Origin of the sequence: Prevotella sp. TCVGH, from assembly GCF_023522295.1 — a bacterium.
GTDB classification, from domain to species: domain Bacteria; phylum Bacteroidota; class Bacteroidia; order Bacteroidales; family Bacteroidaceae; genus Prevotella; species Prevotella timonensis.
The window spans coordinates 105,107-126,095 of the sequence record NZ_QFFX01000001.1 but is presented as its reverse complement, the minus strand read 5'-3'; the positions used below and the strand labels follow the sequence as shown (position 1 = coordinate 126,095).

Below are 20,989 nucleotides of genomic sequence, written 5' to 3'. Positions count from 1 at the left end.
GTTGTCATGAATATTAAGAAAGTTGGACTCGCCAGTGACCATGCGGGCTTCGGATTAAAGGAGATTATTAAAGAATATCTCAATGAGAAAGGCATTGCCTACCAAGACTTCGGCACCCATTCTGAAGCTTCTTGCGACTATCCCGAATATGCCCATGCGTTGGCGTCAGCGGTAGAGAAAGGCGATGTCTACCCAGGGATAGGAGTCTGTGGCTCGGGTGAAGGCATGAGCATGACCCTCAACAAACATCAGGGAATACGTGCAGCATTGGTATGGCAACCCGAGATTGCCCACATGACCAGAATGCACAACGACGCCAATGTATTGGTGTTGCCGGGTCGATACATGGACAAAGAAACGGCATGGCAAGTCTTAGATGAATTTTTCAACACAGAATTTGAAGGTGGGCGCCATGTTCGTCGCATCGAGAAGATACCTGTTGAATAACCAACGACATCTACAAATTCCGTATGTGAGTTTGTAGATGTTTCTTTTTTTATCGAATATGAACCAGCAAGATTATCAATTTGAAGTTTGTGCCAATGGTGTTGACAGTTGTTTGGCAGCACAAGAAGGCGGAGCACATCGTGTAGAACTCTGCGCAAGCATTCCTGAAGGAGGCACTACCCCATCTTATGGAGAGATAAAGGTGGCTCGAAAAATCCTGAAGTCCACCCGTCTTCATGTGATTATCCGCCCTCGTGGGGGTGATTTCCTCTATTCGCCCATTGAGATTGAACGCATGATAGAAGACCTATATATTTGTAAGGAGTTAGGCGTTGACGGTGTTGTATTTGGTTGTCTCACCGAAGAAGGATTGGTTGACGAGGCATTGTGTCGCAAACTCCTTACGCATTGCAAGGGGATGTCTACAACGTTTCATCGAGCCTTTGATCGCTGTAAGGACCCTTTTCAAGCTTTGGAACAAATCATCAACTTAGGTTTTGACCGCATACTCACTTCGGGTTTGCAGCCTACTGCGGAAGAGGGAATGGAATTGTTGCGCGAACTCCAGCTCAAGGCACAGGGAAGAATCCGACTGATGGCAGGTAGCGGAGTGAACGAAGAGAATATTTACCGGATAGCAAACGAAACAAATATCAAAGAATTTCATTTTTCTGCTCGCAAGAGAGTCAATAGCTTGATGACTTTTACCAACCCAAATCTCCACATGGGAAGCACCAACAACGATGATAGTTATATCGAAATTACTTCTGAAGACCGAGTAAGAAATACGATACTCGCACTCTTGGAACCCACCACCTAAATCTTTTTTGACATGAAAAAATACCTACTTGTCGTACTGACACTCCTTTGCTGTCAATTTGCGAATGCCACTTTGCAGCAAGAAAACAATCAGGCACAAAACCAAGCAGCATTGGTTTTCAAAGACAGAATGCAAATCATCGGAAACCAATTCTTTGATATTAAAGGACTGAATGTGAATGACACAGAGCTACAAGCACTCCAGTTTTTGTACGCTTACATGCCTGTGGCAGACGTCACCGACTACCCCACAGCGTTTTATTTGGACAATATCCGAACCACTTTTCAGATAAAAAAAGAGATGCCATGGGGAGCTACTGTTCCCGACTTATTGTTTCGCCACTTTGTATTGCCGTTGAGAGTGAACAATGAGAACTTGGACGATTCGAGAAAAATATTCTATCACGTCTTGAAAGACAGAATAAAAGGGATGAGTATGCAAGAGGCTATACTCGAAGTGAACCACTGGTGTCACGAACATGTAACCTATACGCCGTCTGATGGGCGCACTCTTTCGCCACTCGCTTGCATGAAAAATGCGCAAGGACGCTGCGGAGAAGAGAGTACGTTTACCGTTGCTGCCTTGCGTGCCGTAGGTATTCCTGCCCGTCAGGTGTACACCCCACGCTGGGCACACACAGATGACAACCATGCTTGGGTAGAAGCTTGGGCAGATGGAAAATGGTACTTTTTGGGTGCATGCGAACCAGAACCCGTCCTCAACCTTGGCTGGTTCAACGCTCCTGCATCACGGGCAATGCTGATGCACACCCGAGTTTTTGGCGATTATCACGGTCCTGAAGAGGTGGTGTTGCGTACTTCAAACTTCACAGAAATCAACCTTATCGACAATTATGCGAAGACAGCACGTGTCGATTTTACCATTGTCGATGAGCAACAACGCCCTGTAAATCATGCCAAAGTGGAGTTCAAAATTTACAATTATGCCGAGTTTTATACCGCAGTCACCAAATATTCGGATGAAAAAGGGCAAACTTTTCTTACCGCAGGTAAAGGAGACTTATTGATATGGGCATCCAAAAACGGGCATTATGGTTTCGCCAAGGCTTCGTTTGGCAAAGACCGACATGTCAAGATAGTACTGAAACGCCATGCTTCAACCGATTGTCAACAAATGACTTTCGCACTCGATTCGCTCGATATCGTACCTCCAACAGAGCAAGCCGTGCTACCTACCCTCACAGAAGAGATGATTGCTCATAACAAAAAGCGGCTTACAACAGAAGACAGTCTACGGAAGGCATACGAAGCAACATTCTATCAACCAACCAAGGATGATGAGATTTCTAAATTCTTGGTAACAGCTCGTGGCAATTGGAAAACAATTGAGGCGTTTTACAAAAAACACATTCTACAAAAAGAGAGGGCATTGGCATTGCTTCGCACATTGAGTGACAAGGATTTGCGCGACATGCCCATGGAGATACTCGAAGACCATTTCAATGCAAAGAGCGACCAACTCTGTCCAAGAGTGGAGAACGAAATGATAATACGACCTTTCAAACAGCAACTGCAACAAGTCTTCGATGCCGCTACCATCGAAAGATATCAACAAAATCCCGCATTGCTGGTAGAATGGGTACAGAAGAATATCCGCATCAATCCCGACAAAACGGCTCTGCGCATTGCACAAACGCCGATGGGTGTATGGCAATCGAGACTGACTGACACTCGCTCACGCGACATCTTTTTTGTCGACTTGGCACGCAGTCTCAATATTCAAGCTCGCAAAGATGTGGTTACTTCCAAGGTTCAATATCGCACCCATGAGACTTGGGTAGATGTTGATTTTGAAGCGAAACAACAGGTTACCGCTCCACAAGGGGTACTAAAACTCAACTATCAGCCTTCCACATATTTGGAAAATCCTAAATATTACACGCATTTCACCATTAGTAAGATAGAGAATGGTGTTCCAACGCTGCTCAATTTTGAGGAAGGACAGGTTGATATGGGAGGTGGAACCACTTGGAAAAGCACCTTTGAAAACGGTACGAAGTTAGATGAAGGAACTTATATCCTTGTGAGTGGCACTCGTATGGCAAGCGGAAATGTAAAAGCCACTTATCAGATTTTTAATATTAAAAAGAACCAAACGACAACGCTTGATTTGCATTTGCGCACCTCAACCACAGAAATCAGTGTGATAGGAAATTTTGACAGCGAATCAAAATTCACACTCAACCATGAGGAAGTGAGCCTTCTTTCACAGACAGGCAGAGGATATTATGTGCTTGGTATCATTGGCGTCGGACAAGAACCCACTAACCATGCCCTAAGAGATATTGCTAAATTAAAGGCAGAATTTGATCGTTGGAACCGTCCTTTCGTGCTTCTTTTTGAGTCGGAAGAAGATGCCAAGAAGTTTAAGGCTAACGAATTTGGACAATTACCCAAGAGAACTATCTTCGGAATTGACGCTTCTGGCAGTATCAAGAAGCAAATTGTTAACCAAATGAAACTGAAGGATGCACGTCAACTCCCAATCTTTTTGATTGCTGACACGTTTAACCGTGTGGTGTTTACTTCGCAAGGATACACCATTGGCTTAGGAGATCAATTGCAATACACGATTCATCATCTGTAAGTCGGCATACACTTATTTGCAAAACACCACATCATTTATAATTATAAGTGATGTGGTGTTTCTAAATAAGCGAGTGAGTAAGAGAGAGATTTCGAGACGTTTATTCCTCAAAGTCATAATAGTGAGCTACTTCACCAGTCTAAAGTGTCGCCAAACACAACGTGGCAGGCAATGCCATAGACTTACTAAAATGCGCCATTTCCAATCGATGATGCAAACATGTCGTTTGCGATAGATAGCCTTCAACATGTGGCGAGCCACCAATTGTGGGTTCATCATCATAGGATAGTCACCACCTTTTAGCAATGCGGTGTCCACAAATCCCGGACGAAGATCGGTAAAATGTATCCTTAGACTTTTATTATTTGCCAGTTGTTCCAAAGCCTGAACATAAGTATTTTGTAAGGCTTTGGTTGCACTATACGCTGGAGCAGCACCCAAACCCTTCACACCAGCAATAGAAGAAATGACAGCTATTTGTCCTCCTCCATTGACTGCCATGTAACGATAGATAGTACCAATCATCCGAGTGAATCCTACACCGTTGGTTTCTACCGTGTTTAGTTCTATATCTTCTTGCAATTCAGGATTTTGTCTACCTATCCCTGAAGCATGAATATAAAGATCAATTCCACCCATACGATGTATCAAATCGAGCAATGCTTGCGGAGCTTCTGGTGCACAAACATCTATTTGGGCCGTGAGGATTCTTTCATTATCCTGTCCATCCTTGGTAGTAGTTGATGGATTTAACTGCTGTTGTGCCAACTTCCATTGTTCCATTTCTTCGATACGGCGTGCTGCAACGCCAACCTTCCAACCATCTTTATACAACAAGGTGGCTAACGCTTGCCCCATACCTGACGAGGCACCCATGACAATAACCTTTTTCATCTCCACAAATGTACGATAGATTGCGCAAAAAAAAGTAGTTTTACATGACATACTGAATAAAATTAACTATATTTGCATCAGTAACTATAATTTTCAACTTATGAAAGAATTTTTCAAGTATGTAGGAGCCACTATTGTGGGAATATTTGCAGTTGGTCTTATCCTTGCCATTTTAGGCGTGATGAGCATTATCGGAATGATAACATCCACACAGGCCACACAAAATGTAAGTAAGAACAGTGTTTTGGTTCTCAACCTTTCGGGCACCCTGCAGGAGCAAAGTGACGACAATGTATTTGGACTTTTTGCACAAGATTCTTTCGGAAGTTTAGGCTTAGACGAGATACTCTCCGCTATCAAGAAAGCCAAGGAAACGGACAAAATCAAAGGGATTTATATCGAATCAGGTATGTTCGTTGCTGATTATGCCAGTAGGCAGGAGATTCGAAATGCCCTACTCGATTTCAAGAAGAGCGGTAAGAAGATTGTTGCCTATGCAGACAGTTACTCACAAGGCAACTACTACATTGCCTCAGTTGCCGATAAGGTCTTTCTTAATCCGCAAGGTATGATAGACTGGCATGGCATCGGAGCAGAGCCAATGTTCCTAAAGGACTTGCTCGCAAAGTTTGGCATCCGCTTTCAAGTCATCAAAGTGGGCAAATACAAGAGTGCTACCGAAAGCTTCACGGCAGACAAGATGAGCGAGCCGAATCGCGAACAAACACAAGCATATATCAACGGTCTGTGGGCAAACGTATGTCAAGCGGTGAGCCAGAGCCGCAAGATTAGTGTCGACAAACTGAATGAATACGCCGATAGTCTCATCACTTTTAACAATCCTAAGGATTATGTTTCTGCAAAACTGGTGGACGGTCTTCTCTATACCGATGAAGTGAAGAAGGAAGTGAAGAAGACTTTTGATTTGGATATGGACGACCCCATTAACCAAGTGAGTATTGCCGAGATGAAGAATGTCAAGGAAAAGAGCGATGGTGATGAGATAGCTGTCTACTATGCGTATGGAAACATCGTTGATAACCCTATTACTGGTGGCATCTTTGGTGGTCAGCACGCCATTGTGGGACCTGCTGTTTGCAAAGACTTGGAAGCACTTGCAGACGATGATGACGTCAAGGCAGTGGTGCTGAGAATCAATTCCGGCGGTGGTAGTGCATATGCGTCAGAGCAGATGTGGCACCAAATTGCGGAACTGAAAAAGAAGAAACCAGTCGTAGTGTCCATGGGTGGAATGGCTGCCTCGGGTGGTTATTACATGAGTTGCAACGCCAACTGGATTGTAGCTCAGCCCACTACGCTGACTGGCAGTATAGGCATCTTTGGCATGATACCCGATAGAAGTCAGCTATTGACGCAAAAATTAGGCATTAAGTTTGATGAGGTAAAAACCAACCGCAACGCTTTGATGGGTTCAAATGCACGCCCCATGAACGAAGAAGAAATAGGATACTTGACACGTTACATTGACAGAGGGTACAATTTGTTCCGCAAAAGAGTGGCAGATGGCAGAAAGATGAGCATTAACCAAGTGGAAGAGATTGCCCAAGGACATGTATTTTTAGGACAAGATGCGTTGAAAATCAAACTTGTAGACGAGTTGGGAGGACTTGATAAGGCTATCGCTAAGGCTGCTAAGTTGGCGAAGATAGACAAATATCATACATCCAATTATCCCGAAGGAGACGATTGGTTGGAACAATTGTTTAAGATGACTGGCGGTGGAAACTACTTAGACGAACAAATGCGCACCGCATTGGGCGACTATTACGAACCGTTTACACTACTGAAAACCATGAACCAACAAAACATGGTACAAGCCAGAATTCCTTTTTATCTAAACATCAGATAAAGTAATTCGTCAGGGTACTCACATTGGTAACGCCTGTGAGGCAAACAACTGTCATAGACAATTTTACAAGAAAGCATCCTAATCTATTTTGAATGAGAACCGAAGGAGATTACATTAAGATTAACGAATGGCTCTATCCGCTAAGCTGGCTCTATGGTTTAGGGGTGAGAGTGCGTAATCAAATGTTTGAAATGGGCATTCTCAAACAACAGGCATACGATATTCCCATTATCTCCGTGGGCAATATCACTGTTGGTGGAACAGGCAAGACGCCTCATGTGGAATATTTGGTGCGCCTCTTGGGTGACTTGGTGAAAGTTGCTGTGCTGTCTCGTGGATACAAACGCCAGAGCAAGGGCTATGTACTTGCTCATGAAGCTACTCCCATGCAGGAAATTGGTGATGAACCGTTTCAAATGAAACGTAAGTTCCCACATATCTATATTGCTGTTGACAAGAATAGAAGAAATGGGATAGCACACCTGACAACAGATGAAGAGACACAAGATGTTGATGTGATTTTGCTGGATGATGCTTATCAGCACCGATATGTAAAGCCTGGTATCAACATCCTGTTGGTAGACTATCATCGCTTCATCATGAATGATGAACTCTTACCTGCGGGCAGACTTCGTGAACCACTATCTGCCAAAGACCGTGCCGACATTGTTATTGTTACCAAATGTCCAAAGGATTTGAAACCTATGGAATTTAGGGTTCTCACAAAGAATCTTAACCTCTACCCTTTCCAGTCGTTATTTTTTACTGCCTTAGAATACGGAAAGTTAAAATCATTCAACACGGAAAAAGAATGTTCCTTACGGTCGCTCAAACAACAAAATGTACTGTTGCTCACAGGTATCGCTTCGCCTCAGCACATGAAGGAAGACCTCAAAAAATACTGTAAGCGCATTCTTCCAATGGCTTTTGCCGACCATCACCGCTTCACCTCCAACGACATCATGCACTTGAACGACACATTTGCACAGATGGAGGCGCCCAAAATCATCATTACCACAGAAAAAGATGCCAGTCGTTTGACAGGCATCGAAGGTATGACGGATGAGGTAAAGGCAGCCTTACACATTCTACCGATACAGATTAGATTCCTCTTAGACAGCGAGGAAGCATTCAACCATAAAATTATTAGCTATGTACAAAAAAATTCAAGAAACAGCATCCTGGTTAAAGGAAAGGATGACGACAAGTCCAAAGACAGCAATCATCCTGGGAACAGGCCTGGGACAATTAGCTTCCGAGATAACAGATAGTTACGAATTTTCTTATCAAGACATCCCTAATTTCCCCGTATCAACTGTTGAAGGTCATTCGGGTAAATTGATTTTTGGTAAATTAGGTGGCAAGGATATCATGGCAATGCAAGGAAGATTTCATTACTACGAAGGATATGACATGAAGGAAGTAACCTTCCCCGAAAGAGTAATGTACGAATTGGGCATTGAAACATTATTTGTTTCTAATGCGTCAGGAGGTATGAATCCTTCATTTCAAATTGGCGATTTGATGATTATTGACGATCATATCAACTTCTTCCCTGAACATCCTTTGCATGGAAAGAACTTCCCCACAGGTCCACGTTTCCCCGACATGCACGAGGCTTACGATAAAAGTCTACGCCAATTAGCTGACGACATTGCAAAAGAAAAGAACATCCGAGTGGTTCATGGCGTCTATGTGGGTGTACAAGGACCTACGTTTGAAACCCCTGCCGAATATGCTATGTACCACCGCTTGGGCAGCGATGCTGTAGGTATGAGTACCGTACCCGAAGTGATTGTAGCACGCCATTGCGGCATCAAGGTCTTCGGCATGAGCATCATCACTGACCTGGGCATTGAGGGAAAGCCTGTAGAAGTGTCTCACGAAGAGGTGCAAGAGGCTGCAAACAAGGCACAACCGCTGATGACCGAAATCATGAGAGAAATTATCAAGCGCAGCTAAGCACTGCCGCCACAGTTGAAACTATCGGGGAACGAAGGCACACCATCTGTTAAAAATGGTGACTATTATGCGCCATGTTCCTCGAAGTTTTAGCGCATCTCCGTTTTACATTTCATATCACAAAAAGATAATTTTGTTCATTCAGAACAACCACTTATTTACACACAAATCATTATTACATGACTGCAATTTCTAAATTAGGCGAATTTGGACTTATAGAACAACTCACAAAAGACATTCAACTACAAAACAGTTCAACCCTGACAGGTGTGGGTGACGATTGTGCTGTCATGCACTATCCCCACAGTGAAGTGCTTACCACTACAGATATGCTAATGGAGGGAGTACATTTCGACCTCACTTACATTGACTTACAACATCTTGGGTACAAAGCAGCAATGGTAAATATCAGTGATGTGTTTGCCATGAATGGCACGCCAAGGCAAATGTTGGTTAGCTTAGCCATTGACAAGCGTTTCAGTGTAGAAGATATCGAAGCCTTTTATAATGGTTTGCGCATGGCTTGCAACAAGTGGAAAGTAGACATTGTCGGAGGAGATACGACCTCTTCTCGAACAGGAGTAGCCATCTCCATCACTTGCATCGGTGAAGCAAAGCCAGAGGAGATTGTTTATCGAAATGGTGCGAAAGACACTGATTTGATTTGTGTGAGCGGTGATTTGGGGGCTGCCTATATGGGATTGATGTTGCTGGAGCGTGAAAAGTCGGTGTACTACAAACAGGTAGACGAAATACGTACGAAAATTAGCAAAGCCAAAGAGCAAAAGAATCAAGCGCTTGTCACAAAACTCACCCATGACTTGAACAGCCTCGGAAACTTTCAACCCGACTTCGCAGGAAAAGAATATTTGCTGCAACGCCAACTACAAACCGAAGCCAGAGGTGACATTATTGAAACCTTACGAGCTGCACACATCCACCCAACAGCCATGATTGATATCTCTGACGGCTTGAGCAGCGAGTTGTTGCACATCTGCAAAGAAAGCAATTGCGGTTGCAGAATCTATGAAAAGAATCTACCCATTGACTACCAAACAGCGGTGATGGCAGAAGAACTCAACCTAAACGTCACAACCTGCGCTCTCAATGGCGGGGAGGATTACGAATTGTTGTTTACCGTACCCATTGGTGACCATGAAAAAATACAAGCCTTGGAAGGCATCAAACTGATTGGACATATTACCCACGCCAACCTTGGAGCGCAGCTGGTCACTCGAGACAACCAAGAATTTGCCTTGAAAGCACAAGGTTGGAATCCGTTGAAATCTTCAATGGCTGCTGAGTAAACTCCATCGGTGAATGACTCCCAAAAGCCAACAGAAGGACAGACAGGGATAGTTGTTTTACCTGTCTGCAAGGATATATCCTGCTACCTATCATGATGTTACAAACAGAAATGATAGCATAGCAGTTTTTCTTTGAACAAAACTTCTTATCGCATCCAGAACTATCAACAGAAACTATCCTTGCGAACAGCCGCACCAACAATTAAAGCTGGTACAACAAGCTGGGGGATTTTCGCTTCAAGATATCTAATTGGACATCCGTTCCTGCCACAATGCCATACGAACGCAGAATTTGTTCCACCGTTTTACGAGCCAATTCGGGATGATTATTCTCTTCGCTCAAGTGGCACAGCCAAACGTGTCGCAACTCCTCCGTCATGTTTTCTGCCAAAGCTCTTCCACATTCACTATTTGGTAAATGACCTGTTTGACTGGCTATTCTGGCTTTCAGGTGTGCAGGATAAGGTCCTTGTGCCAACATATCTTCATCATGATTGGCTTCAATGACTAAGTAATTGGCTTCTGCAATGAATTCTTTCATCTCGTCAGTAATATGACCTACATCGGTCATCAGAACAAAGATAATTCCCTGGCAACTAATTCGATAGCCCACACTGTCACAACTGTCGTGTGGCACATGGAAAGGTGTTACCAAGAAATCACCCACCTGAAGTGGTACTTGCTTGGTGAAACATCGCTTCAAGTTGGGGGCTACCTTGTTTCGAACACAAAAGTTTCGCTCAATACCGTCGTGTACCTTGGCTGTCGCATAGACGGGCAGCGAAAATTCGTGACTCAACGAACCCACCGATTTGATATGGTCGGCGTGATCGTGAGTGATAATAATATGACGAATATGGGAAAGAGATAGCCCGTTTTCCTTGAACGATCGCTTCAATGTTCGGACGCCTAAGCCAGCATCAATCATCAGTCCATCGTTTTCTGTAAACAAACAATAACAGTTGCCGCTGCTACCGCTTCCCATGCATATAAATTGCAACATGAATATAAATTTGAAGTTACAAAAGTATTAAAATCAAACGATATGCGCAAATTTTTAGCTATCTTTGCCATGATTAAGGAAAGCGAAAGGAATGAAAGTAAAGTTAATCATTTTCAGTATGTGCGTATGCGTCAGTGGCTTGCTGATTACAGCCTGTTCATTGCATAAAGATGAACCCCAACTCAAAGAGGCTGTCAATGGTTTTGCAGCAACTTTCTTTAATTGGCAACTGAACGAGGCTTTGCCCTATTGCACTCCCGAATCAAAGAAATGGATTGAGTATGCAGGTTCGCAAATCACACAAGAAGACATTGATTTGCTTAAAGCTCAAGACGAAGGAGCTTCACATCAACTCGAAGATATTAACTATCAAGCGGGAGACACAACAGCCACAGTAGTTGTAAAAGTAAAAAACGTAATGTTGCTTGATTCGATTGGGAAATCGGGAAAGATGATGGATAAGGCTTCTTTCCAAATACACTTATGTTATCGGAACAAGCAATGGAAAGTCCTCCTCACGTCTCTACCAAGACCCATGCGCAACAGCGATATTTAATTGGGCTTTATATTGTTGAGAGATACGAAGAAGCAACTCAAATGTTAGTCTGTATCACCACTCATTCAATAAAAAAGCTCAGCATTTTTGGTAAAATGACGATACGTGTTTGTCCTGTTATTTTACTAAAAATCGACCATTGAAAATCTTCAAAATAGAAAAATTTAATAGGCAAACGACCGACAAAAATGCGCTGATTTTAGCAAAATAACCCAATCAAAACGTTAGAACACTGAGTTAATGCGCTTGGAAACATGTATTAGAGGTGTTATTCGCATGCTTCAGCGGCATTAAAGCATGCAAATAGTTGGTTTAGAACAATGCTTTAGCGGACAAAAAAGGCTAAAAATCGGCAAGTAACGAAATAGTATAGTCGTAATTTGTTCAATATCAATGAATTATGAAAGTTGCTCATTTTTAGCGTATTTACGACCAACTTTGCTGTTGGTTGATTTTACGCGAGTTTTGAGAGGCACTTTGTAAAGAAAATTCAGCAATTATTCACCTTCCATACAGCATACTAACAACGCTTCAAATACAGTTGGGTTGGTGTTGTTTGTCGTAAAAATATCGTGCTTCAAAAGAAAGAGCAGTGTGCTTGTATCTTGCTTCAATTGGTACCGTTTGGAATAGAAAAGGCTATAATTTGAACATTTCGTTTGTGCCATCCAAAATTATGCTTTAACTTTGCAACGAAATAATAAAGTGTTATATCAATGAAATTTTATCGCAATTTATGCTTGGTTGCCGTGTGTAGCCTGTTGGTATCGTGCTTCAAAGAAGAACCTCTGAATGCCGAATGCGACATTTTAGCAGTGAGAATTGCTGACAATCAATTGCAAGAGATGTTTTTTAATGAAACAGAACGACAAATTGATGTGTTGTCAGGAGATAGTATCATTAATTTTAAGGTAAGACGTAAAGCAGATTTGAAAGCGATTGCTCCCCTATTCAAGATAACAGAAGGGGCAACCATACAACCTGCAAACGGAAGCACACACGACTTTAGCAAAGGCTCCGTTACATACACTGTAACTTCGGAAGATAAACAATGGAGCAGACGATACAAGGTTAGTTTTATCCCAACTTCGCAAACGGTGAAGGATACCATTCACTTTGATTTTGAATATTTCAGAATAGAACCTAACGACAAAAAGTTCTATTTGTGGTATGACTTTGACGAAAATGGAAAGGAGACCGATTATTGGGCAACGGGTAACATTGCCTTCAGTATTGCTGCGGGCGACAAACCGGCAGATGAATATCCCAGTGTACCAGTTTCAGAAGGTGGACACCACGGCGCTTATGTTCGACTGACAACTTGCAGTACAGGACCTTTGGGAGCTATGTTTGGTAAACCTACCGCTGCAGGAAATATGTTTTTTGGTAAATTCGATGCTGGACAATCGTTGGTAGATCCTAACAAAGCAACCCAGTTTGGTATTCCATTCGACAAAAAGCCTATCAAGTTTACAGGCTGGTACAAATATCAACCCGGCAAAAACTTTCAGAATCAGCAACAAAAGATTTTGAAAGATCGCACCGACCAAGCCGCAATATACGCCGTACTCTATCGTAACACCGTAGCTGAGGGCGAAGGCGAGAGAAAATCTAAAAAGATAGTTCTCGATGGTAACAATATCCTAACCAGTGAACATATTGTAGCTATTGCCCAAATGGAGAATATAAAAACGACCTCTGAATGGACACCTTTTGACATATCTTTCCTATATCGTCAACCCATTGATGAGAATATCGTAGAGAATAGAGGATATAGTTTGGCGATTGTTTTCTCATCAAGTCGTGATGGTGCCAAGTTTGAAGGTGCCATTGGGAGCGAACTATGTATTGACGATATTCGTATCATTTGTACTACAGAGGAGTAATAAAAGATGAAGAAGAAACAAATTATTTTAGCCACTGTTTTGAGTGTATTTACTTCCCTGTCCTGTTTGGCAGAATCTTGGTGGCATCAATTAGAAGTAACTGCACGAATAGGATATAATTTAGGGGGTACTGCGCCCTTTGGGTTACCCGCTTCTATTCGTTCATTGGAAGGCTATAAGATGCCCAACAACTCGGTATTTGAATTGGATGGAACGCAAGCCATCAACGAAAGTTGGTCATGGAGTTCAGGTCTTCGTTTTGAAAACAAGGATATGTTGGTGGATGCCAGGGTTAAAAATTATCATCTGGCAATGGTACAAGGTCAAAGTGCCATGGAAGGCATGTTTACTGGATATGTACACACCGAGGTACGGCAATGGATGGTGACACTTCCCGTGCAAGTAAGTTATCACGTTCATCCCCGTATCAATTTACGTGCTGGAGTGTATGGCTCGTATCTGCTTACCAAATCGTTTACGGGCAACGCTTACAATGGTTATTTGCGTGTTGGCTCCCCTACTGGCGCAAAAATAGAATTAGGCAATGATCTGGGAACGCGCGGCGACTATGACTTTTCTTCGGACATGCGCAACTTTCAGTTCGGTATTGTGACGGGTGTTGATTTCCATGTATATCGCCGCATCGGACTGTACGCTGATGTGAATTGGGGTCTGACTGGCATCCATAAAAGTTCATTCAAAACCATAGAGCAAACGCTTTACCCCGTGTACGGCACCATTGGACTTTCTTACAAAATAAAATAAAGTTAGCGGAGCATTGCTCACACCTATAAAAACAAAGTAGCCAGTTGAAAAGCATTTTCTTCTCAACTGGCTATTTTCTTGAAGTAAGCATTCTATAGATGCCCGATTGCAAATAGCATTATTTCTCTTCTACTTTAGTAGTGGCTGACTTGTCGTTGGTTGTTTTCTCTTTATCTTCCAACTTGGCACGCAACTTACCACTCTCTTTCTCAATCTTCTCTATCTTGTTTTGCAACCGCAATATTTCTTTCTCTTTCATCACAATCTCCTCGCCTTGATTTTTTATCGTAGTGAGTAGAGAGTTCAACTCTTCATTATCAATATCCTCAGGATACAAAGTATTTACGCGATTGATAAAATCTCCTAAGATATTCATATAATTGGTAAAGGCATCAAAAGCACTGCTATAAATGCCACGATTGAAACCTACAGCAGATGATTTTGTGGTCATAAACCTAAAGTTGTTGCTCGCCTGTAGATAATCCCAGTCTTGGTTAATACGTGGATCGTTGGCAATGCGAACCCTATCGGCAACACTGTAGAGCTTGTTAAAAGCTTCACGCTGCATGGGATTTCCCAACCAAGTACTTACATCACGTTCTTCATCATACCAACTCAATGTATCAGGCACGTCTAACGCATCAACAGTATTGATATTGGCGCATATCTCACTCGGTGTAGAAAAAGTGATTTTCTTTTCCTTGGCGCAGGCTGGCAACGCTTTGAAGAACTCTAAGATATTGGAGTTCAGAGGTTGTGCAATTCCAATAGCCGACAAGTTCATAAAGATATTGACCACTTGCTCACGTTCAGGTAGATTCGCAATGCGATCTATATAATGATCGGCAAACAACGGATAGCCTGGCCAGTCTCTGTTGTTGAAACGTAGCGAAATGTCATCACTCATACCAACATCTCTTAACAGCAACTTGAGTTGGGGTGCCAAGGCACAATGATAAAGGTAATGAGGAGACTTCCAGCCCAATACGTGCTTCGCTCCCTCTGTCAACATGCCCTCAAAGCCCATATTTGCTACTTGCAATCCAATATCGTCACTATAAATAAGCGATGAGTTACGCAGGACTTTAGGATATTGTCCAAAGTATTCGTGCATCTTCTGACATTGCCGTTTCACTTCTTCTGCAAAACTTTCTTCATTGGCTAAAGATGCCAATCCATGCGAATAGGGTTCTGCCAAGAATTCCACACAGCCTGTTTCATTCAGCTCTTGCAACTTTTCCAATACCTGTGGGGCGTGGATTTCCATTTGTTCCATTGCCACCCCCGACACAGAGAATGCTACCTTGAAGTACTTATCGCTTGAATGAATCATGTCTAACAAGGTGTTCAAAGCTGGCATATAAGACTTTTCTGCAATCTCGGTCATCATACGCTCATTCTCGTAGTCGTCATAATAGTAATGATCGGTACCAATATCAAAAAAGCGATAACGTTTCAGTTGTATGTTTTGGTGTATCTCGAAATAAAGACAAATTGTTTTCATGATCTAATGAGTTTTTCATTTATACTGATGAATATCTTTTCTATTGGATAGAACTTATCGCCATCCCATCGTGCGTTCGTAAAGTTCTCGAATCCACAATCCTACTTTTTCCCAAGTAATCTGGTCAACTTCTCGCTTGCCTTCTTCTTGAAGATATTTGAACAAGCTTTCATTGTGACAAATAGAATACATGGCATCTGCCAAAGCATTGATGTCCCAGTAGTCTACCTTGATACAATTGTGCAATATTTCTGCACATCCACTTTGCTTGGAAATGATGGAGGGCGTGCCACATTGCATCGCCTCGAGTGGCGAGATACCAAATGGTTCGCTAACAGATGGCATCACATATACATCAGAGGCTTTCAGGCATTCGTAGACTTGTTTGCCACGCATGAAGCCGGGAAAGTGAAAACGGTCGGCAATACCACGCTTTGCAGCTAAGTAAATCATCTGGTCCATCATGTCGCCCGCCCCAGCCATACAAAACCTGATGTTATGCGTACGATGCAACACCATGTTAGCAGCTTCCACAAAATACTCGGGACCTTTCTGCATCGTCAAACGTCCTAAGAATGTCACCACCTTCTCTTTTCCTTCATGATTAGGTCGTGGAATATCTTCCAACTCTTGTCGAAGTGGATAGACAGCGTTGTGCACCGTAAAACATTTGCGTGGATCTTGATGATATTGATGAATAACGGTTTGTCGAGTCAGTTCACTCACGCACATAATACAGTCCGCATAGTCCATCCCATTTTTCTCAATGCCATACACAGTGGGATTGACTTTTCCTCTACTACGGTCAAAGTCTGTAGCATGCACATGGATGCAGAGCGGTTTGCCACTCACCTGCTTAGCATGGATTCCTGCAGGATAAGTAAGCCAATCGTGTGCGTGGATAATATCGAAATCCCTTGAACGTGCCACCACACCTGCCACAATAGAATAGTTGTTGATTTCTTCATGTAAATTATCAGGATATCTTCCAGAGAACTCTATGCATCCTAAATCATTCACTTGCATGTAACTGAAATCAGCATAAATATGGTCACGTAGCTGATAATACTCCTCAGGACTGGTAATCGCTCCTATTCTTCCTTTGACATAGTCGTAATCTACATCATGCCATACCACAGGCACATTGTTCATTGCCAGAATATGGGCATTCGATTGGTCTTCATCGCCCCAAGGTTTGGGTAAGCAGAAGGTGATGTCCATGTCGCCTTGCGCATGCAGACCTTCCGTAATACCAAAGCTTGCAGTGCCTAAACCACCTAAGATATGAGGAGGATACTCCCATCCAAACATTAATACTTTCATCTGTTCGTCCTCCTTTTTTAATATTTATACTTTTCCAATAACTCAAGTGCCCGCAGAATCTCAGCCACATTAATGGCATACGAGATGGCACCACGACCACTAAAGGGCGGATTTCCATCAAACAACTCTGGAATTGTACCCAAGCAATGGCGTATCATTTCATCTTCATATCCCACCATCTGACGCTCAATAAAGCTCAAACGAGTTCGTTTGTAGAGCTTCAAATTTGCTTCCATATAGAAGCCACCTAACCATGGCCACGCTGTTCCTTGATGATAGGCATAGTCACGTTGTGTTTGTGGACCGAAATACATTGGATTATATCCCACACTCTTCGGCGAAAGGGAACGCAGTCCCTTCGGCGTTAGCAACTCTCTGGTACAAATATCTAACACACTTTTCTTCTGTTGTTGCGTCAAAGGTGAATAATCAAAAGCTACAGCGAAAACCATATTTGGCCTAACACTCTTGTCTTGGTAGCCCTCATCCACATAATCGAAGAGATAGCCACAATCATTATAAAAAGTCTGAACAAATGCTTCTCCACATTTCTCTGCCATCGACTCATAGTGGTTAGCAGCCTCCTGATCATGAGCTGCAAGGCACAGCGCCGATACATATTTCAGGGCATTGTACCACAAAGCATTAAATTCAACGATATATCCCGTCCGTGGAATCACGGGGCGTCCATTCACAGTAGAGTTCATCCAAGTCACAGGTCTATCTTTACCATTCGTTTTCAACAATCCATTGGATTGCAAACTGAGATTTGGATGGCGACCGTTGATAATAAATTCAATGATCTGATGTACTGTCTCTCCATACAGCGATAAACATTTCTCTAATCCTTCCGACTTTCCATATTGCTGAATCGCCCATATCGCCCACAGCAATACATCGGGTTGGTCTATCTCATAGATTTTAACAGAGAGGGGCTCTCCTTGCATAAATTCTTGTAAACCTTGAAGGGCGGTCTTCATTACTTTCTCAAAATAGTCGTTTTCCTCGATAGACAGCGTCAATCCTGGCAAAGCTATAAAGGTGTCACGAGCACGACATTTGAACCAAGGATAGCCGGCAATGAGGTAGCGTTCATCTTCGGAGGCTCGAATATGAAACTGATGAGCCGCATTCACCAAACAATGAAAAAAGTTATTACGAGGACTTCGAGATTCTACTTCTTGTGTAAAAACAGATAACATCTTTGTGGTATCACTCGAAGAAGTAGAAGCTGCAAAGACTACACTCTCCCCTTTTGTAATTCCCATCTCGAAATATCCGGGTACGTATAAATCCTCATTCGACGCATAGCCACGTTCCTGTTCTTTAGGATATTCTACTCCACGATACCAATCGGGTTGAAAAACAAACTCATTCTTCTTAGAGAACTGCATGTACAAATCGGGGTAACCTGCATACATACAAGTTTTTATGCCATTAGGTACTTCATCGTAGGCACGACTTGCCGTTGCATTTTCATGTGTAAACTGTCGCACACTTCGAAAAGCTAAGAAGGGTTTGAACCTGAGTGTCGTTGATGAATGTGCATCCAACAATGTGTAACAAATCAGAATCCTATCTTCGTAGTACTGAAACACCACTTCTTTTTTCAGTAAGACACCTCCCACTCGATATATCGTCGTAGGAACTTTATCGCAATTAAACTGTCGAATATATTTGTGACCCTTTGGGCTGAAATGATTTCCCTGATATTTATGAAGACCTAAATTAAATTCTGCACCGTGCTGTATAACGGTTACATCCAACGAAGATAACAAGACATGGTTGTCTTCATCGATATCAGGAATTGGAACGGTCAGCAGTCCATGATACTTTCTGGTATTACAATCTACAATCGTTGAACACGCATAAGCTCCCGATCGATTGGTACGCAGTATTTCTCTTTGGAGCGAATAGTCCAAATTCGTCATCAGGGCCTTTTCAAACTTAATGTAACTCATAGGCCTATATTAGTGTGTAATTTATGTTTTTTTATAGATTTAACGTTTCATGCGGCACCTCTTATATTTAATTAGAGATTCCTATCATGCGCTTTCAAAGTTACTCATTTTTTTAGTAAATATGAAACAATTCCTATGTTTTTTGTCTTTTCTTTCCTTTTTTTGTTCTAATCAGGTAGCAAGAAGTTGATGACATCTGGGGCAATCGAGATAGTAAACTTATTGACTGGCGTTTTCATGAGTCGTCCATCAATGCCCACCATAGCGCGTTTGGCTGCAAACACTTCAACTTTCTTCGTCCGATAAGGATGTACACTGCGGTGATTCAGGAACTTTCCACGCAAGAACAGATAAATGCCCTCAAAGAGTTGCGTCATCTCTGGATGATAGACAATCGACACATCCAATAGTCCATTGTAAGGCACTGCATTAGGTGTTTGCCCATACCCCAAGGCATTGCCCACACAAACGGTCATCACTTTGCGTTTGATGACATCGGTGTTGATTTTTAAGTGCATCTTATAATCTAAACGCTGGAAGAGTAACAAGCCAAACGAAAACAAGAAAGACAAGGCACGCGAACCAAAGATATGGTTCATTTTTCGTCGCAAATTCATGATAGCAGCCACATATCCAATGTTTATGCAGTTCAGGAAATAGCGTCGACACGCATCCCCTTCCGTATTGGTGTAACGGATACAGCCCATGTCTATCTTCTTCACCCTACGGCGTTTGAACGCTTTGACGAGCTTTTCTTCATCATCTTCCTCTATTCCCCAAAAGTGTGCAAAGTCGTTCATTAGCCCATTGGGTATCAATCCCAACACAATTTGGTTACGTGTCTCTGCATCTACCTGCATCAAACAGTTCACCGTATCATTCAAGGCAGAGTCTCCCCCCACCACAATAATGGTTTTGTAGCCACTGTTGATGAACATTTTGATGAGTCGCTGCACACTACTTGCACTTTCGCTTTGCACATAGTCATAAGCCACTTGCTGTTCCTTCAGATATTTCTCTATCTTTTCCCAGCGCTTTTGTGGTCTGAAAGCGTTTGTTTTTGGACAATATAAGATGCCCCATCGATTGTTGTCAATTGCCATATATCTGTTGTACTTGTTTTATTTTCTCTGGAGTAGGTAACAAAGCGTCTATCCAATGAATCTTAAATCCTCTGCGTTCCATGCCTCGAAACCATGTCATCTGCCGTTTAGCAAACTGATGTATCGCGATTTCGAGACGTTGAAACATGTCATCGTACGACAGCTCACCTATTATATATTCGGTTACATATTTGTATTCCAACCCATAGTATATCAAATCGTTAGCAAGTATTCCTCTTGCCAACAATCCTTGTATCTCTTCTACCATTCCTTCTTTGAGCCGTTGTTTCAGTCGGTTAGTAATCTTTGCTCTTCTGCTTTCGCGATCTATATCTAACCCTATGATACAAGTCTCTATGGGAGGAAGGCTTCGATTCTCAAGAGGATGCTCTTTATTGTACGTTTCAATCTCAATGGCACGAATGGCACGCTGTGCTGTATCCACGTCTGAACGGTTGTGCATCGTTGAGTTGTTCTGTGCTTTCAACCGAGTGAGTCGCTCGGTGAGTTCTTCCAACGAACATCCTTCCAAGCTGTTGCGCAATTCAGGGTTTTGAGGAACTGGCGAAAGTGCATACCCTTTCAGCACAGCTTCTATATATAGTCCTGTTCCTCCACACAAGATAGGCTGTCGCCCTCTGTTCACGATGTCTTGATAAGCGACATGAAAATCCTGTTGATATTGAAAGAGGTTATATTTTTCTCCAGCATTGACAATGTCTATCAAATGATAAGGAACGCTGTACCCATGTACTTCGTAATCTGCTAAGTCTTTTCCCGTGCCAATATCCATTCCACGGTACACTTGCCGACTGTCCGCACTAATGATTTCGCCTCCCATCTTAACAGCAAGCTGGGCAGCAAAGGCAGTCTTTCCACTGGCCGTAGGACCTAAGATCGTTAACAACTTCACGCTACAAATATAATAAAAAAAAGCCGTTCGACAGAAATCGAACGGCATATTTATCGTAAAACGACTAT

Annotated in this window: 17 protein-coding genes; 10 read left to right on the top strand and 7 right to left on the bottom strand. The window is 42.6% G+C overall.

Annotated elements, in window-relative coordinates; genetic code table 11:
* Positions 1-6 precede the first annotated feature (6 nt).
* Genes rpiB through DEM91_RS00505 form a run of 3 tightly spaced genes read left to right on the top strand, consistent with a single transcriptional unit; the run spans position 7 to position 3,874 of the window.
* The gene (rpiB, locus tag DEM91_RS00515) at positions 7-447 is read left to right on the top strand and encodes a ribose 5-phosphate isomerase B (RefSeq protein WP_249857454.1); all 441 of its coding nucleotides are present in this window, start codon (positions 7-9) and stop codon (positions 445-447) included.
* Positions 448-505: 58 nt separating this feature from the next.
* On the top strand, positions 506-1,267 hold the full coding sequence (locus DEM91_RS00510) for a copper homeostasis protein CutC (RefSeq protein ID WP_249857453.1): 762 nt from the start codon (positions 506-508) through the stop codon (positions 1,265-1,267).
* Positions 1,268-1,279: 12 nt separating this feature from the next.
* On the top strand, positions 1,280-3,874 hold the full coding sequence (locus DEM91_RS00505) for a transglutaminase-like domain-containing protein (protein ID WP_249857452.1): 2,595 nt from the start codon (positions 1,280-1,282) through the stop codon (positions 3,872-3,874).
* Positions 3,875-4,000: 126 nt separating this feature from the next.
* Here DEM91_RS00505 and DEM91_RS00500 read toward each other — a convergent pair whose 3' ends face one another.
* Positions 4,001-4,768: an SDR family NAD(P)-dependent oxidoreductase gene (locus tag DEM91_RS00500; protein WP_249857451.1), complete on the bottom strand. Its 768-nt coding sequence runs from the start codon at positions 4,766-4,768 to the stop codon at positions 4,001-4,003.
* A gap of 100 nt (positions 4,769-4,868) precedes the next feature.
* On the opposite strand from DEM91_RS00500, the gene sppA reads away from it, so the two are divergent.
* The 4 genes from sppA to thiL all read left to right on the top strand — a co-directional run bounded on the left by sppA (position 4,869) and on the right by thiL (position 9,907).
* On the top strand, positions 4,869-6,638 hold the full coding sequence (gene sppA / locus DEM91_RS00495; protein ID WP_249857450.1) for a signal peptide peptidase SppA: 1,770 nt from the start codon (positions 4,869-4,871) through the stop codon (positions 6,636-6,638).
* Between the two features lie 92 nt (positions 6,639-6,730).
* Entirely contained in the window at positions 6,731-7,909 is a 1,179-nt protein-coding gene (gene lpxK / locus DEM91_RS00490; RefSeq protein WP_249857449.1) for a tetraacyldisaccharide 4'-kinase, read from the top strand.
* Positions 7,836-8,600 (top strand): purine-nucleoside phosphorylase, encoded by a 765-nt coding sequence (locus DEM91_RS00485; protein WP_249857448.1) that lies wholly within the window; start codon positions 7,836-7,838, stop codon positions 8,598-8,600. The genes lpxK and DEM91_RS00485 overlap by 74 nt, the downstream gene beginning before the upstream one ends.
* A 179-nt stretch (positions 8,601-8,779) precedes the next feature.
* Positions 8,780-9,907, top strand: coding sequence for a thiamine-phosphate kinase (gene thiL / locus DEM91_RS00480; protein WP_249857447.1), 1,128 nt, complete (start codon positions 8,780-8,782; stop codon positions 9,905-9,907).
* Between the two features lie 202 nt (positions 9,908-10,109).
* On the opposite strand, the gene DEM91_RS00475 is transcribed toward thiL, so the two are convergent.
* Positions 10,110-10,910, bottom strand: a complete 801-nt coding sequence (locus tag DEM91_RS00475; RefSeq protein WP_249857446.1) for an MBL fold metallo-hydrolase — start codon at positions 10,908-10,910, stop codon at positions 10,110-10,112.
* Positions 10,911-11,001: 91 nt separating this feature from the next.
* Between DEM91_RS00475 and DEM91_RS00470 the strand changes: the two genes are divergently transcribed.
* The 3 genes from DEM91_RS00470 to DEM91_RS00460 all read left to right on the top strand — a co-directional run bounded on the left by DEM91_RS00470 (position 11,002) and on the right by DEM91_RS00460 (position 14,117).
* The gene (locus DEM91_RS00470) at positions 11,002-11,466 is read left to right on the top strand and encodes a hypothetical protein (RefSeq protein ID WP_249857445.1); all 465 of its coding nucleotides are present in this window, start codon (positions 11,002-11,004) and stop codon (positions 11,464-11,466) included.
* Between the two features lie 716 nt (positions 11,467-12,182).
* Positions 12,183-13,352 (top strand): PCMD domain-containing protein, encoded by a 1,170-nt coding sequence (locus DEM91_RS00465; protein ID WP_249857444.1) that lies wholly within the window; start codon positions 12,183-12,185, stop codon positions 13,350-13,352.
* A gap of 6 nt (positions 13,353-13,358) precedes the next feature.
* Positions 13,359-14,117, top strand: a complete 759-nt coding sequence (locus DEM91_RS00460) for an outer membrane beta-barrel protein (protein ID WP_249857443.1) — start codon at positions 13,359-13,361, stop codon at positions 14,115-14,117.
* Between the two features lie 118 nt (positions 14,118-14,235).
* On the opposite strand, the gene DEM91_RS00455 is transcribed toward DEM91_RS00460, so the two are convergent.
* The 5 genes from DEM91_RS00455 to miaA form a co-directional block, all read right to left on the bottom strand.
* Positions 14,236-15,621, bottom strand: coding sequence for a glycoside hydrolase family 57 protein (locus DEM91_RS00455; RefSeq protein WP_249857442.1), 1,386 nt, complete (start codon positions 15,619-15,621; stop codon positions 14,236-14,238).
* A 54-nt stretch (positions 15,622-15,675) separates the two neighbouring features.
* Positions 15,676-16,944 (bottom strand): glycosyltransferase family 4 protein, encoded by a 1,269-nt coding sequence (locus tag DEM91_RS00450; RefSeq protein ID WP_249857441.1) that lies wholly within the window; start codon positions 16,942-16,944, stop codon positions 15,676-15,678.
* 17 nt (positions 16,945-16,961) lie between these two features.
* Positions 16,962-18,905: a glycogen debranching enzyme N-terminal domain-containing protein gene (locus DEM91_RS00445; RefSeq protein WP_249857440.1), complete on the bottom strand. Its 1,944-nt coding sequence runs from the start codon at positions 18,903-18,905 to the stop codon at positions 16,962-16,964.
* A 167-nt stretch (positions 18,906-19,072) separates the two neighbouring features.
* Entirely contained in the window at positions 19,073-20,008 is a 936-nt protein-coding gene (locus DEM91_RS00440) for a diacylglycerol/lipid kinase family protein (protein ID WP_036928163.1), read from the bottom strand.
* On the bottom strand, positions 19,998-20,969 hold the full coding sequence (gene miaA, locus DEM91_RS00435) for a tRNA (adenosine(37)-N6)-dimethylallyltransferase MiaA (protein ID WP_249857439.1): 972 nt from the start codon (positions 20,967-20,969) through the stop codon (positions 19,998-20,000). The genes DEM91_RS00440 and miaA overlap by 11 nt, the downstream gene beginning before the upstream one ends.
* Between the last annotated feature and the right edge of the window lie 20 nt (positions 20,970-20,989).

Coding starts and splice junctions, on each gene's coding strand:
- DEM91_RS00445 (WP_249857440.1), bottom strand. CDS start 18,905: ATGAGTTACATTAAGTTTGAAAAGGCCCTGATGACGAATTTGGACTAT.
- lpxK (WP_249857449.1), top strand. CDS start 6,731: ATGAGAACCGAAGGAGATTACATTAAGATTAACGAATGGCTCTATCCG.
- DEM91_RS00465 (WP_249857444.1), top strand. CDS start 12,183: ATGAAATTTTATCGCAATTTATGCTTGGTTGCCGTGTGTAGCCTGTTG.
- DEM91_RS00500 (WP_249857451.1), bottom strand. CDS start 4,768: ATGAAAAAGGTTATTGTCATGGGTGCCTCGTCAGGTATGGGGCAAGCG.
- DEM91_RS00460 (WP_249857443.1), top strand. CDS start 13,359: ATGAAGAAGAAACAAATTATTTTAGCCACTGTTTTGAGTGTATTTACT.
- miaA (WP_249857439.1), bottom strand. CDS start 20,969: ATGCCGTTCGATTTCTGTCGAACGGCTTTTTTTTATTATATTTGTAGC.
- DEM91_RS00470 (WP_249857445.1), top strand. CDS start 11,002: ATGAAAGTAAAGTTAATCATTTTCAGTATGTGCGTATGCGTCAGTGGC.
- DEM91_RS00450 (WP_249857441.1), bottom strand. CDS start 16,944: ATGAAAGTATTAATGTTTGGATGGGAGTATCCTCCTCATATCTTAGGT.
- rpiB (WP_249857454.1), top strand. CDS start 7: ATGAATATTAAGAAAGTTGGACTCGCCAGTGACCATGCGGGCTTCGGA.
- sppA (WP_249857450.1), top strand. CDS start 4,869: ATGAAAGAATTTTTCAAGTATGTAGGAGCCACTATTGTGGGAATATTT.
- DEM91_RS00455 (WP_249857442.1), bottom strand. CDS start 15,621: ATGAAAACAATTTGTCTTTATTTCGAGATACACCAAAACATACAACTG.
- DEM91_RS00440 (WP_036928163.1), bottom strand. CDS start 20,008: ATGGCAATTGACAACAATCGATGGGGCATCTTATATTGTCCAAAAACA.
- DEM91_RS00485 (WP_249857448.1), top strand. CDS start 7,836: ATGACGACAAGTCCAAAGACAGCAATCATCCTGGGAACAGGCCTGGGA.
- DEM91_RS00505 (WP_249857452.1), top strand. CDS start 1,280: ATGAAAAAATACCTACTTGTCGTACTGACACTCCTTTGCTGTCAATTT.
- thiL (WP_249857447.1), top strand. CDS start 8,780: ATGACTGCAATTTCTAAATTAGGCGAATTTGGACTTATAGAACAACTC.
- DEM91_RS00510 (WP_249857453.1), top strand. CDS start 506: ATGAACCAGCAAGATTATCAATTTGAAGTTTGTGCCAATGGTGTTGAC.
- DEM91_RS00475 (WP_249857446.1), bottom strand. CDS start 10,910: ATGTTGCAATTTATATGCATGGGAAGCGGTAGCAGCGGCAACTGTTAT.